Raw genomic sequence first — 12,820 nt, forward strand, 5'->3', positions numbered from 1 at the left:
TAGAAAAGTAAGGTTCGCATAGTATCGGGATAATGAAAGTATCATTAATACAGCAAACTTTATAACGTACAAATAATGGTACAGCCTACCCAAATCATAGTCTACTTAATAAACCTGCCAGCAGTTATTTACCTCCTTTTATGCTTGATGCCGCAAAACGATTGCTAACCCCACTTATGCCAACTTCACTAGTCGATAAGCTAATTCGTCACTAAGCGTTTGCTATTTATGCTGCTAGCATAGCTTGCATCATCCCGACAACCGAACTCAAAAGATTGTAGGCTCTGTGATGATGGTCAAGATTTTGACAAAACGCTTCTACTACTTTTATCGAGAGCATCATGCAAAAAAAATTCCAACAAATCAGCATTGCTAGCATTCAATCAACTAATAATAAGCCTGTAAAAGCGCGTGTACTTGCCACCAGCAGCATGCTCGCAGCAGCGATGATAATGACAGGCTGCAGTCCAACAGAAGCGACACAAGATGACGCGGCAAATAATGCCAGTGGTGGGACACAGGATATTAATCTACTTAACGTCTCCTATGATGTGTCGCGCGACTTTTATAAAGACTACAACATTTTATTCAGTACCGACTACCAGAAGACTCACCCAAATAGCAAAGTAAATATCAATCAGTCACATGGCGGCTCTAGTAAGCAAGCACTCTCTGTCGCTAATGGTTTGCAAGCGGATGTGGTGACCTTTAACCAAGAGAGCGATATGAATCTATTGGTGGAAAAAGGCTTGGTCGCTGCTGACTGGCAGCAAGCACTACCAAATAATGCCGTGCCGTATACTAGCACCATGGTATTACTGGTCCGCGCTGGCAATCCAAAAAATATCAAAGACTGGTCGGATTTGGCCCGTAATGATATCGATGTGGTCATCCCGAACCCAAAAACCAGTGGTACAGCGCGTTATGCCTTTTTGGGTGCTTATGGCTATGGCTTACACCAATTCAAAGAAAACAGTAATGAAAACCCTGTAAAAACCAATGACTTTATCAAGAAGTTGCTGGCAAACGTGGTCACTTATGACAATGGCGCACGCGCAGCAACGACTAGCTTTACTCAACGTGGTCTAGGTGATGTGTTGATCACGACTGAAAACGAAGCACACTTGACTGCCCAGCAATTTGCAAAGGGTAACGTTGACATCGTATATCCGAGCTATTCGATTACGATTGCCAACCCGATAGCGGTCGTAACGGCAGTGACTGAAAAATCTGGTAAGACGGAAGCGGCTGGTACTTATCTAAAAGGCTTATGGGATAAGCCTGCCCAAGAGCTCATGGCAAAAATGTATATGCGTCCAAGTGATGAGCAAATCCTAGCTGCTCATAAAGATACCTTGCCTGATATTGAAACGTTTGAACCTGTGGCTGTGTTTGGCTCATGGGCAGAGATTATGGATGCTTTCTTTGTAGATGGTGGCCGTTTTGATCAGCTGGCAACCACGAAGTAGTCGTTAATTCTTGGTTTATAAAACTATCTATCTTAGCTGCTTTTAATGAAACGTGGACAAGATAGATAGGGCGCATGCCAGTATTAAAACCATCAATAAACAAACAGTCAGTTATACATATAGATTCTTTTAACAACTTATTGATATGTCTAGCTTTGTTTACTGGTTATTCCCTTTTGGCAATAACATACGCATATTCATCATTAAACATAATAAGATGGCGCTGTTAGCATACTTGCATTACACAACAGACATCTTTGAGGTATTTATGACAGACGTAGCTCGTTATCAACAGAAAAGTAAAACTCTTAGTGCATTGAGTATTGCTGGCGTTGCTTTGACACTTGGTCTGGCTGGTTGTAGCAACAGTGAAACCACTGATGCCGCGGCTGACGGGTCAGCGACGACAGAAGGGCAAAATATCGAGCTACTTAATGTCTCATACGATGTGGCACGTGATTTCTACAAAGACTACAACCCGTTGTTTGTTGAGCACTACAAAGCTGAAAACCCAGACAGCAATATCTTAATAAAACAGTCACATGGCGGCTCAAGCAAGCAAGCATTGTCTGTGGCGAACGGCTTGCAAGCGGATGTCGCTACCATGAACCAAGGGTCTGATATTGAGCTGCTTGAGAAAAAAGGCTTGGTTGAGTCAGATTGGGAAAGCAAATTCCCAGACAACGCAGTGCCGTTTACCAGTACGATCGTATTTTTGGTACGTAAAGACAATCCAAAAAACATCAAAGACTGGGAAGATTTGACCAAAGACGGTGTTGAGATTGTCATGGCCAATCCAAAAGTGACAGGTAACGGTCGTTATGCGTTCTTGGGTGCTTATGGTTATGGTCTACATGCTTTTAATGAAGATGAAACAAAAGCTAAAGGCTACGTAAAAGACATGCTAAAAAATGTCAAAGTCTATGAAAACGGCGGACGTGCCGCGACAACGACTTTCGTACAGCGCGGCATCGGTGATGTATTGGTCACGTTTGAAAACGAAGCCAACCTTGCAGCGACTGATTTTGGCGCAGGTCAAGTAGACATCGTTTATCCAAAATACTCGATTAAGTCAGAAAGCCCTGTGGCAGTTGTGAAGACGGTAACAGACAAAAAAGGCACTACAGACGCTGCCAAAGCGTATCTTGATTACTTATGGAGTGAGCCTGCTCAGCAGCTAGCGGCCAATCTATATCTACGTCCTAGCGTTAAGAGCGTGCTTGACAAAAACGGTGACAAATTACCGCCAGTTGAGACTTTCCGCCCGAACGATGCCTTTGGTACGTGGGATGAGATCATGAGCACTTACTTCAGTGATGGCGGTGTGTTTGACCAATTGGCAATTAACGCGCCTCAGTAATCACTTGCTGAGTAGTTAGAGCAGCTACTGCGCTAACCGCTGGAACGGATTAACTCAATTATTCGTACAGTCAGTCATGAAGCACCCCATAAAGGACATGGTCGTACGCACTATGTCCTTTATATCATAAGCCGACCAATAATAATTTTGATAACAATGGTAATAATGGTCTTACAGTGAGCACCCTCGCTAAGTACCATCAGTTAGGCAATAGGACATCACTATGAGTGCAACATCTTCTTCTGCCAGTAAGCCCGGCAATAAAAAAGGTTGGCTGACCCGTTTGCGTCAGCGCAATGTGCTACCCGGGTTCGGTCTGAGCATGGGTATTACTGTCTTTAGCTTGTCGTTATTGGTGGTGCTACCGTTTGCCATGATGGCCTATACCACGACGCAGATGGGTTGGACGGGCTTTTGGGAAACCATTACCCAGCCACAAGTTACTGCCGCTATCAAGCTCAGCTTATGGATGTCATTTTTAGCGATGTTGACCAATATGGTATTTGGTACGTTGGTCGCATGGGTGCTTGTGCGCTATGAGTTTTGGGGTAAGTCACTGATTAATGCCTTGGTTGATTTGCCATTTGCACTACCAACAGCCGTTACAGGTATCTCGCTTGCCACTTTATATGCGCCTAATGGCTTGATTGGTCAATGGTTTGCCAAGTTCGATATTCAAGTAGCCTTTACGCCGATAGGTATTTGGCTAGCACTGGTTGTGGTGAGCTTTCCCTTTATCGTCCGTGCAGTGCAGCCCGTACTCGCTGAGCTATCGGTTGAGTTTGAAGAAGCGGCTGCGGTATTGGGTGCCAATCGTCTGACGACTTTTCGTAAAGTGATTTTGCCGGAGTTATTGCCAGCCTTGCTGATGGGTGCAGGTATGATGTTTGCTCGTGCCACAGGCGAGTATGGCTCAGTTATCTTTATCGCGGGCAATATTCCGATGCAGTCTGAGATTTTGCCGCTCATCATCATCAGTAAACTTGAGCAATTTGATATTCAAGGGGCTTCTGCGGTTGCACTATTTATGCTACTCATATCATTTGTTATCTTGTTGACCATTAATATCATGCAGTGGAAACTGTCGCGCCGTGTAGGAGCTCGCTAATATGCAAATATCTAATAGCTACGACTACCAAAGCAACGCCGCGACCAAAGATACGCCATGGATACGCCGTACCTTTATTGCCATTGCAGTGCTATTCATGATTGTCATGTTGGTCATTCCATTACTGGCAGTGTTTTACGAAGCCTTTAAAAATGGTTGGCAGTTGTATATTGCTTCATTAGTAGACCCTGAAGCTTTGCAAGCGATCAAACTGACATTGATCACAGCGGCGATTGTCTTACCAATTAATATGGTAATGGGCATCGCAATTGCATGGTTGGTCACGCGCTATCAGTTTAAAGGTAAGCAGCTGGTCACCACTTTACTAGATTTGCCATTTTCGGTATCACCAGTGGTTGCAGGTTTGATGTTTGTGCTGCTGTTTGGACTGAACTCTACTATCGGCGGCTGGCTTGAGAGTATGGGTTTCCAAGTAATATATGCAGTGCCTGGTATCATTTTGGCAACGTTGTTTGTGACCTTTCCTTTTGTTGCGCGTGAGCTGATCCCATTGATGCAGACTCAAGGCGACTCTGAAGAGCAAGCAGCGCTAACATTAGGCGCAACTGGTTGGCAAACATTCTGGCATGTGACACTGCCTAATATCAAATGGGCGCTGCTATATGGTTTGATTTTGACCAATGCCCGCGCGATGGGTGAGTTTGGTGCCGTCAGTGTGGTATCTGGTCACATTCGCGGCGAGACCAACACCATGCCGCTATTGGTTGAGATTGCCTATAACGATTATAACTTTACCGCTGCGTTTGCCTTATCGAGCATCTTGGCTGCATTGGCCTTAGTGACGCTACTGATTCAGCAAGTCATGACCAAGATACAAGAGCGTAAATTTGCTAAGTCTGAGCGGCTTGCCAGCGCACCTGAACTGCCAGTGAGTGCTAACGCAACGGTCACTACTGAATCGACGAGTGCGGACAGTACTGGCAAGGTATAACTGCCATTATCTGATAAATGATGTTAATACTACGGATGCAGTCGCTACTCAGCTACTTGCCACGATACGACAAAAGATATAATAAGAGATACGATTATGAGCATTGAGATTCGCAACGTTAATAAAAAATTCGGCAATTTTACGGCTTTGGACAATATCAATATCACTGTGCCGACTGGCAAACTGACGACGTTACTAGGCCCGTCAGGCTGCGGTAAGACCACCTTGCTACGTATTATCGCAGGTCTAGAATATGCTGACTCTGGACAGGTACTGTTTGATGAGATGGATGTCACCAATACGCCAGTACAGAAGCGTCATATTGGCTTTATGTTTCAGCATTATGCACTGTTTCGCCATAAGAACATCGCGGACAATGTGGCGTTTGGATTGACCTTGTTGCCAAAAAACGAACGCCCAAGCAAAGCTGATATCAATAAGCGTGTGGCAGAGCTGTTAGACCTCGTACAGCTACCACAAGTTGCCAATGCTTATCCACATCAGCTATCAGGTGGTCAGCGTCAGCGCATTGCCTTAGCACGTGCACTTGCTGTCAAACCGAAGCTGTTGCTGCTAGATGAGCCGTTTGGTGCACTAGATGCCAAAGTCCGTAAAGAGCTGCGCACATGGCTAAAAAACATCCACCACGAGCTTGGTATCACCAGTATCATGGTAACGCACGATCAAGAAGAGGCACGTGCGGTATCAGATGAGATCGTCGTGATGAATCAAGGCCGAGTAGAGCAGGTAGGCACTTCAGAAGAGCTAATACACCAGCCTGCCAATGCCTTTATTAGCGACTTCTTAGATCTTGTATAAGCATTTGATCTAGCGCAATTTAAGTCAAATTATCAATAGTTGAGCAAAAAAAAGACCTACGAAAGTAGGTCTTTTTTGGTCTGGAGCATTGCCGCAGATTTATTGTCTTAAACGCTTTTTATAAGGCACAGTCAAAGAGCTAAAAATCTAAGCGGACACAAGCGGACAATCGTATCTAAGCAAGATCCGATACATCTCTCCTGGTTCCTCTAGGAGTGATTTGCTCGTAGGTGATGTCTAAGATATCTTGACACCAATCTGGTAAATCATCAGCGACCTCATACCACATCCAAGTACCATCACGTACACAGCTCAAAATACCCAGTTTTTTCAAATGGTTTAGGTGGCGTGATATCGTTGGTTGTGGCTGGTCAAGCATATCTACCAAATCACCCACGCAACGTGCTTCTTTTTTAAAAAGAATTTGAAATATTTTTAGACGTGTCGGATCAGATAGGACTTTGAATAAATCGATAGGTCGTATCGTAAAATTATTATCAGACATAGGTGAATTCCAATGGGCTTCGTTAATAGGGGTTCAATATAACAGCAGTTATCTACAAAATCGATTAAAAAATAATCAAATTTACAGTTCATCGTCAATTCACTACCTTTGACAATATTCGGTTACACGCACACTTATATCCACTTACATAAATGAACTGCCTGTAATATAAGGATACTGTCTCGAAAAATAAATATATCGAATGTGATTGAAAATGATAATAATTATCGTTATTATACTGCAAGCGATAAACGTGATTTCAACGACTAAGTTTTCATTGCTAAAAAACAGTAAATTATCCGTTTATCAATGACACTTATCACAAAGGTTTTTATATAAGTGTCGTATGCTGTCATTATCGAATAGTGGTATCCCGAGGAGCCAATCCATGTACGTATGTATCTGCAACAACGTAAAAGAAAAGCAAATCAAAGCAGCTATTGCTGCAGGTGTTGATACGCTCGATGGTCTAAAAGATACGCTCGATGTAGCAACGTGCTGTGGCTGTTGTGAGCCGATGGTCAATGACTACCTAGACGAACACCATGCAAAACTCGATAATCTAGCATACGCCGTTTAAATATTATCAATCATATACCTTGTAATATAATACGATAAAATATATTCAATATTCTGCATCTAAATTTATTATACATAAAGGGTTGGGTGCAAGCGTCCATATAATCTCACTCAAACGCCAACATGTTACATAACACATATCAATACTAGTTGTAGCTAATTATGATTCTCAATTAGCATCTTATTCTTAGTTCATAACGTTACACCCTATACTGCGCCTGTATGCTACTATATTTACCTGAGATTAGAAGCCATTTTATTGATTTTGATTTTTACTGATCAGTTTGCCAATTATGCTATCCTTATATAATGAATTGTGGATGTATGGTGATCGGTAAAAATAAATAGGGGAGTACGCGTTATGATAGGTAGCCAGAAAGTCATTGATTATTTGAATTTCTTACTAGGTGGTGAGCTTGCCGCTCGTGACCAATATTTTATTCATTCAGAGATGTACGCTGAGTGGCACTATGGCAAGTTATACGACCGTATCCATCATGAAATGGAAGACGAAACGCTACACGCACAGAATATCATTCGCCGTATCTTGATGTTGAGTGGCACGCCAAAGATGTCGGTCGACGCTATCCATATTGGTGCGACTGTCCCTGAGATGTTGCAGTTTGACCTAGATTTAGAGTACCAAGTACAAAAGCATCTAAAAGAAGGCATCGCACTTTGCGAAGCAGAGCATGACTATGTCACGCGTGAGATGCTGGTTGAGCAGTTGAAAGATACCGAAGAAGATCATGCGCATTGGCTTGAGCAGCAGCTCCGTCTCATCGACATGATTGGTCTACCGAATTACCTACAAAGCCAAATGGCTGAAGTCACTCCTAATATTGTCTGATATCATCCTACATATAAGTAGCATTCACAGTATTTAGCATAAATAACAGAGATTAAGGGAGAAAGGTAATGACAGGGGATAAAGAAGTTATTCGCGCGTTAAACAAAGTACTTGGGCAGTCATTGATTGCCATCAACCAGTATTTTTTGCATGCACGTATTGCACGTCATTGGGGTCTAGAGGCGCTTAATGACTCATTATATAAGCAATCTATTGCTGAGATGAAATGGTCAGACGACCTAATCGCTCGTATTTTATTGCTAGGCGGTTTGCCAAACTTGCAAGAACTGGGCAAAGTATTGGTTGGCGAAGATGTACCAGAAATCATTGAGTGCAACCTACGCCTTGAGAGACAAAAATTTGATATTATTACTGATGCCGTCACCTTATGTGAAACAAAGTCTGACTATGTCTCCCGCCAGCTATTAGTCACGTTAAAAGATGGCAATGAAGAGTATGAAGACTGGTTAGAGACGCAGCAGGACTTAATCAAGAGTATTGGTGTAGAGCGCTACATCCAATCGCAAATGAGTGATGATGACGCATAATAGTATTAACTATTGATGTAAGTCGTAATAAAAAGCCAGTATGAGATTGATAATCCAATCGCTTACTGGCTTTTTTCTGTCTATAGATAAGCTATTTTTAACGTTTCGGCTATATAGAATAGAGATGTGTCGTACGTAAAGTCTCACTTAATAGAAAGCTTTTCTCGATTGAAGACACGCCCTAGTATAAACCGCGGCCATCCTCAGGTTTTAAACGTAAAAAATACAGCCCCGAGAGAATGGTCAAAATGCCCAATATCCAATAAGTGGTTTGGAACGCTACTAGTGTATCCATCTGTAGACGCTCACGTAATAAATTCAATACAGCAGCACCGAACGCAATACCAAAGCTAATCGCTAGCTGCTGATTAACTGCCATTAAGCTGTTACCACTACTGGTTTGTGTGCCCTGTAAATCGCCAATCGTAATCGTATTCATCGCACTGAACTGCATGGAGTTACAGGCACCCATGATGGTCAGAATAGGTATAAACCATAGCCACTGCGAGGCATCATTAAACTGCGCTAGCACAATGATAAGCGAACCCATAAACAAGGTATTGTAGACCAGCACCTTACGATAGCTAAACCGTTGAATAATTTTGCTAACCCAAGGTTTGATACCTATAGCACCCACCGCAATCGGGGCAAGCAACCAACCTGCCTGCGAAGGTGAGTACTCAAACACCACTTGGAGTAACAAGGGCAGCAAAAATGGCACGGCACTGATACCAAGCCGCGTAAACAAATTGCCTGTAATACCAATTCGAAAGGTGCGAATATCAAACAAGCTGAGTGGAAACAGGGGAGCTGCTCGCCGTTTGGCATGCCAGACATACGCGCCTATCAATAGACTTGCGCCCAACCCAAGCAACAACCCATAAACTCCGCGACCTGTCTGTGAACCAAACTCGACAGCCAGTGTAAACCCGCAAGCAGCGGCAGCAAACAATACAAACCCTGTCCAATCAAGACGCTTAGTATCTTCATATAGCGCTGGCACCAGTTTTTTGCCCATAATAAAACCTGCCACGCCCATCGGTATATTGATCAAAAATATCCAATGCCAGCTGGCATATTGCACGATATAGCCGCCCAATACTGGACCGACTAATGGTGCAACCAATGCAGGTATCACAGCAAAATTCATCACAGTTAGCAGCTTATTGCGCGGATAAGACTTAACCAATATCAAGCGAGCGACAGGCGTCATCATGGCACCGCCGATACCCTGTACCACACGTGAAGCAACCAAAAAATCTAGCGTTTGCGACGCCGCGCACAGTAATGAGCCAATACAAAAAATGATGACCGCGGATAGAAATACGCGGCGTGTGCCATATTTATCCGCTAAAAAACCACTGATAGGGATAAAAATCGCCAAGGTTAATGCATAGCTGATGACGGCCCATTGCATCTTCAATGGTGACTCACCCAGTGCTTGCGCCATTTGTGGCAACGAGGTATTCAAAATAGTAGCGTCTAAAATCTGCATAAATAGCGCTACCGCTAGCACATAGGGTAAGTATTTATCTTGAGTCGGGGTGAGCGTTACCATGTGAGTCCCATTGAACGTCTCGTTATGAAGTAAGAAAATAGCGGATTTGCGAACAGATCACTATGCAAGCTGAGTAGTATAAGAAAGCTTAACTCATAATAAAAGTGACTCAAAGTAACTGATATAAGATAACTTATATAAGAGCAACGATGCGAAGGATTGCTAAAAAGGAAAAGAGGCGAAACAAGACAAGAAATTCGATGCGTGCTAATAGCTCGTCTCTTTTTACTTTAGCAGTAGAAACACAACATTGATTACAAGAGAGGACTTTAATATCGTTACGAGTTCTCGTTATAGTAAACCTTCGCGGCAGTCATAAATACAAACCGAGGATAAATTATGAGTCAAGATAATAATAAATACGTACCACCAAAAGTTTGGACGCAAGATAAAGACAACGGCGGCAAGTTTGCTAGTATTAATAGTCCAACGTCTGGAGCTCGCTATGATAAAGAGCTGCCCGTTGGTGATGCCCCGTTACAGCTGTACTCGTTAAATACACCAAATGGTGTCAAGGTAAACATACTATTAGAAGAGCTGGCAGAGCTTGGTATTGACGGGGCAGCATATGATGCCTACAAAATCGATATTTCTAAAGGCGAGCAGTTTGGCTCAGGGTTTGTAGAGATAAACCCCAATTCAAAGATTCCAGCCTTGGTCGATCATTCTACTGATACAGCGGGGGAGCCGATAGCACTCTTTGAGTCAGGCGCTATCCTAATGTATCTAGCAGAAAAGTTTGATAAATTTCTGCCACTGGCTACTGGCAAAGCGCGAGCAGATTGTCTGTCTTGGATTATGTGGCAAATGGGTAGCGCGCCTTTCTTAGGTGGCGGCTTTGGGCACTTTTATGCGTATGCGCCTGAACCTTTAGAGTATCCAATCAACCGCTATACGATGGAAACCAAGCGTCAGCTCGATGTATTAAACACGCATTTAAAAGATCATGAGTACCTATGCGGCAATAATGAATCTGATTACAACATTGCGGATATGATTGTCTGGTCTTGGTATGGCCAGTTGGCACTAGGTAAGCTCTATGATGCAGCAGAATTTTTACAAGTAGAAGACTACAAACACTTGCAGCGTTGGGCTAAGAAAATCGCCGAACGTCCTGCGGTCAAACGTGCAGTAGCGCTAGAGCTAAAACCAATCGACTAAACTAAGTACTCAGTACAGCTTAGATCTAACAGTACAGTTTAAGCATAAATAAACCTTAAACAGAGCAGCAAGGCTGATAAGCAAATAGCTTATCAGCCTTTTTATATATTCATAAAAATGAATATAACGTATGCTAGGTCTTCCTTTTGTATTTACACAATGATACATTAGTACAACAGATAGAAACACTAGTGCGTTAAGATAGCCGAGCACCATTACAATAGACAGGTGTTTATACTTCTTCTACTGAAAGGTGATGATTATGAAAGACAATAATTATATAAACAATATGTCGCTATCAAAAGGCGTTGATTTAACTGGTGTTAGTAGGTCAGGGATTACCTATGACGATAATAAGTATGATGACAATAGCTATAAAGATAGTGCCCAGTTTAATAAAAATCCCAAAAACATCATTATAGAGTATTACTCAGAAAACATACCTAAAAAAATAAAAGAACAACCCACCTATATGATAAAAAATAAAATATTACTGCCTGTACTTGCAGCGCTTAGCACAGCTTTATTTAGTACCACCAGTATGGCCAGTACATCGACTGAGTTTACCAGTCAAGACTGGCAAGTCGCTTGTGATAATACGCGTACATGCCGGCTGGCAGGGTATCAAGCAGAGAATAACAGCGAGTTCCCGGTTTCTATATTGCTCGTACGCCGCGCAGGTGCGAATGCTGGCGTGGATGGTAAAGTAAAGCTTGGCGGGGCAAAGGACAGCTCGTCTAAAGCCCTAATGCAGCTCGGTAATCGTCATCGCATCTCGTTGTTTATTAACGACAAGGATTATGGCGAAACGAAGCCATATTCAGCCGCTGCAGGTAACGCTGAGCTTACTCAAGCGCAGGTAACTGCATTATTAGAGGCTTTGACTAAATCTAGTAAGATTACGTTGGCCTTACGCAACTCACGTTGGCAGCTATCTGACAAAGGTGCCAGTGCTGTCATGCTAAAAACTGATGAGTTCCAAGGTCGCGTTGGTACATCCAGTGCTTTTATCAAAAATGACGATGCTGTGAAATCTAGTGGCGGTATATTGCCTCCCAAAGCCGCACCGGTACTACGGTTTGTCGTGCCAAGTGCCAAAGCGGACGATGATAATGACAAAAAGTTTGTGATGAGGTCCTCTCAGTTGGCAGCGTTGGTAAAAGGCACAATGAAAGATGCAGACAGCGTTTGTCCCAATCTTTCAGACAAATCACCTTGGCGTATCAGTCGTCTAAATGGCTCTCAGCTGTTGGCACAGCATGAGTGCTGGACAGGCGCTTATAACGCTGGAGCAGGGGTTTGGGTAATCAATGACAGTAAACCTTATAAGCCAACATTGGTGACGACCAATGCTACTGGCTACGATAAAGGCAAGCTTACCTCTGTACAAAAAGGTCGCGGCATCGGTGATTGCATGAGCAAAACCGATTGGCTATGGACGGGCCGTACATTTGAAAAGAGTCATGAAAGCACCACTGGACTATGCCGCTTAATCGAGGCGGGCGGGGCATGGCAGCTACCTACCTATGTCACAGAAGTCAAAGTAGTACGATAGATAAATAGCGAGTAGTTCATTTGCTTTAGTTATTCAATTTTGCTTTAGGTATTAAATAAATCACCTAAAATTGTTTATTATCAACACTGTTAGTGCTTATTTACTTAGTAATTGAAGAAATAGGTACATATATTTTTTTTATTGTGCTATACTGCGTCGCCACGTTAGCTTAGGCTTTCGTGAATTATGAGATTGATAACATCGCCTGCGATTTTGGGTCTAGGATGACCATAAGTAATTGTTGCCGATGATTTTGTGTACTTAAATAACCTTTTAAAAATATCAGTTATTTTTGACTCATATCTTATCTACTGGCCTATAACTAGGGTCTAGATTGGTTGCTGTTTGCCTTTATC

The 12,820-nt window shown here is 42.8% G+C and carries 12 protein-coding genes; 10 read left to right on the forward strand and 2 right to left on the reverse strand.

The window, feature by feature from the left end:
* Nucleotides 1-341: 341 nt before the first annotated feature.
* From HCZ91_RS09465 to cysA, 5 genes are all read left to right on the forward strand, one after another.
* Nucleotides 342-1,469 carry a sulfate ABC transporter substrate-binding protein gene (locus tag HCZ91_RS09465; RefSeq protein WP_179799162.1) on the forward strand — a complete coding sequence of 376 codons (1,128 nt, stop codon included), beginning with the start codon at nt 342-344 and terminating at the stop codon, nt 1,467-1,469.
* Nucleotides 1,470-1,737: 268 nt separating this feature from the next.
* Entirely contained in the window at nt 1,738-2,829 is a 1,092-nt protein-coding gene (locus HCZ91_RS09470) for a sulfate ABC transporter substrate-binding protein (protein WP_179799163.1), read from the forward strand.
* A 223-nt stretch (nt 2,830-3,052) separates the two neighbouring features.
* On the forward strand, nt 3,053-3,937 hold the full coding sequence (cysT, locus tag HCZ91_RS09475) for a sulfate ABC transporter permease subunit CysT (protein WP_057760265.1): 885 nt from the start codon (nt 3,053-3,055) through the stop codon (nt 3,935-3,937).
* Between the two features lies 1 nt (nt 3,938).
* Entirely contained in the window at nt 3,939-4,889 is a 951-nt protein-coding gene (cysW, locus tag HCZ91_RS09480) for a sulfate ABC transporter permease subunit CysW (RefSeq protein WP_179799164.1), read from the forward strand.
* Nucleotides 4,890-4,985: 96 nt separating this feature from the next.
* Nucleotides 4,986-5,708 carry a sulfate ABC transporter ATP-binding protein gene (cysA, locus tag HCZ91_RS09485; protein ID WP_179799165.1) on the forward strand — a complete coding sequence of 241 codons (723 nt, stop codon included), beginning with the start codon at nt 4,986-4,988 and terminating at the stop codon, nt 5,706-5,708.
* Nucleotides 5,709-5,883: 175 nt separating this feature from the next.
* Here cysA and HCZ91_RS09490 read toward each other — a convergent pair whose 3' ends face one another.
* Complete coding sequence (locus HCZ91_RS09490) at nt 5,884-6,213, reverse strand: metalloregulator ArsR/SmtB family transcription factor (RefSeq protein ID WP_179799166.1); 330 nt, start codon at nt 6,211-6,213, stop codon at nt 5,884-5,886.
* A 388-nt stretch (nt 6,214-6,601) separates the two neighbouring features.
* Between HCZ91_RS09490 and HCZ91_RS09495 the strand changes: the two genes are divergently transcribed.
* The 3 genes from HCZ91_RS09495 (at nt 6,602) to bfr (HCZ91_RS09505) (ending at nt 8,190) form a co-directional block, all read left to right on the forward strand.
* Nucleotides 6,602-6,793, forward strand: coding sequence for a (2Fe-2S)-binding protein (locus HCZ91_RS09495; RefSeq protein WP_101205900.1), 192 nt, complete (start codon nt 6,602-6,604; stop codon nt 6,791-6,793).
* 360 nt (nt 6,794-7,153) lie between these two features.
* Nucleotides 7,154-7,642 carry a bacterioferritin gene (gene bfr / locus HCZ91_RS09500; protein ID WP_057760257.1) on the forward strand — a complete coding sequence of 163 codons (489 nt, stop codon included), beginning with the start codon at nt 7,154-7,156 and terminating at the stop codon, nt 7,640-7,642.
* A gap of 68 nt (nt 7,643-7,710) precedes the next feature.
* Nucleotides 7,711-8,190: a bacterioferritin gene (bfr, locus tag HCZ91_RS09505; protein ID WP_179799167.1), complete on the forward strand. Its 480-nt coding sequence runs from the start codon at nt 7,711-7,713 to the stop codon at nt 8,188-8,190.
* A 181-nt stretch (nt 8,191-8,371) separates the two neighbouring features.
* Here the strand turns inward: bfr (HCZ91_RS09505) and HCZ91_RS09510 are convergent, their stop codons facing one another.
* A complete protein-coding gene (locus tag HCZ91_RS09510) occupies nt 8,372-9,748 on the reverse strand; it encodes a DHA2 family efflux MFS transporter permease subunit (RefSeq protein WP_057760253.1) in 1,377 nt (458 codons plus the stop codon).
* A 339-nt stretch (nt 9,749-10,087) separates the two neighbouring features.
* On the opposite strand from HCZ91_RS09510, the gene yghU reads away from it, so the two are divergent.
* Both yghU and HCZ91_RS09520 read left to right on the forward strand, forming a co-directional pair.
* Nucleotides 10,088-10,909 carry a glutathione-dependent disulfide-bond oxidoreductase gene (gene yghU / locus HCZ91_RS09515; protein WP_179799168.1) on the forward strand — a complete coding sequence of 274 codons (822 nt, stop codon included), beginning with the start codon at nt 10,088-10,090 and terminating at the stop codon, nt 10,907-10,909.
* A 262-nt stretch (nt 10,910-11,171) separates the two neighbouring features.
* Nucleotides 11,172-12,464, forward strand: a complete 1,293-nt coding sequence (locus tag HCZ91_RS09520) for a DUF1176 domain-containing protein (protein ID WP_257020032.1) — start codon at nt 11,172-11,174, stop codon at nt 12,462-12,464.
* Nucleotides 12,465-12,820 lie beyond the last annotated feature (356 nt).

Source organism: Psychrobacter sp. BI730, assembly GCF_013414195.1.
GTDB lineage: Bacteria > Pseudomonadota > Gammaproteobacteria > Pseudomonadales > Moraxellaceae > Psychrobacter.

Excerpts from the sequence above, each read along its gene's own strand:
- HCZ91_RS09520 (WP_257020032.1), top strand. The coding sequence starts at position 11,172 with ATGAAAGACAATAATTATATAAACAATATGTCGCTATCAAAAGGCGTT.
- cysA (WP_179799165.1), top strand. The coding sequence starts at position 4,986 with ATGAGCATTGAGATTCGCAACGTTAATAAAAAATTCGGCAATTTTACG.
- yghU (WP_179799168.1), top strand. The coding sequence starts at position 10,088 with ATGAGTCAAGATAATAATAAATACGTACCACCAAAAGTTTGGACGCAA.
- HCZ91_RS09465 (WP_179799162.1), top strand. The coding sequence starts at position 342 with ATGCAAAAAAAATTCCAACAAATCAGCATTGCTAGCATTCAATCAACT.
- HCZ91_RS09495 (WP_101205900.1), top strand. The coding sequence starts at position 6,602 with ATGTACGTATGTATCTGCAACAACGTAAAAGAAAAGCAAATCAAAGCA.
- HCZ91_RS09510 (WP_057760253.1), bottom strand. The coding sequence starts at position 9,748 with ATGGTAACGCTCACCCCGACTCAAGATAAATACTTACCCTATGTGCTA.
- cysW (WP_179799164.1), top strand. The coding sequence starts at position 3,939 with ATGCAAATATCTAATAGCTACGACTACCAAAGCAACGCCGCGACCAAA.
- HCZ91_RS09470 (WP_179799163.1), top strand. The coding sequence starts at position 1,738 with ATGACAGACGTAGCTCGTTATCAACAGAAAAGTAAAACTCTTAGTGCA.
- bfr (WP_179799167.1), top strand. The coding sequence starts at position 7,711 with ATGACAGGGGATAAAGAAGTTATTCGCGCGTTAAACAAAGTACTTGGG.
- HCZ91_RS09490 (WP_179799166.1), bottom strand. The coding sequence starts at position 6,213 with ATGTCTGATAATAATTTTACGATACGACCTATCGATTTATTCAAAGTC.
- bfr (WP_057760257.1), top strand. The coding sequence starts at position 7,154 with ATGATAGGTAGCCAGAAAGTCATTGATTATTTGAATTTCTTACTAGGT.
- cysT (WP_057760265.1), top strand. The coding sequence starts at position 3,053 with ATGAGTGCAACATCTTCTTCTGCCAGTAAGCCCGGCAATAAAAAAGGT.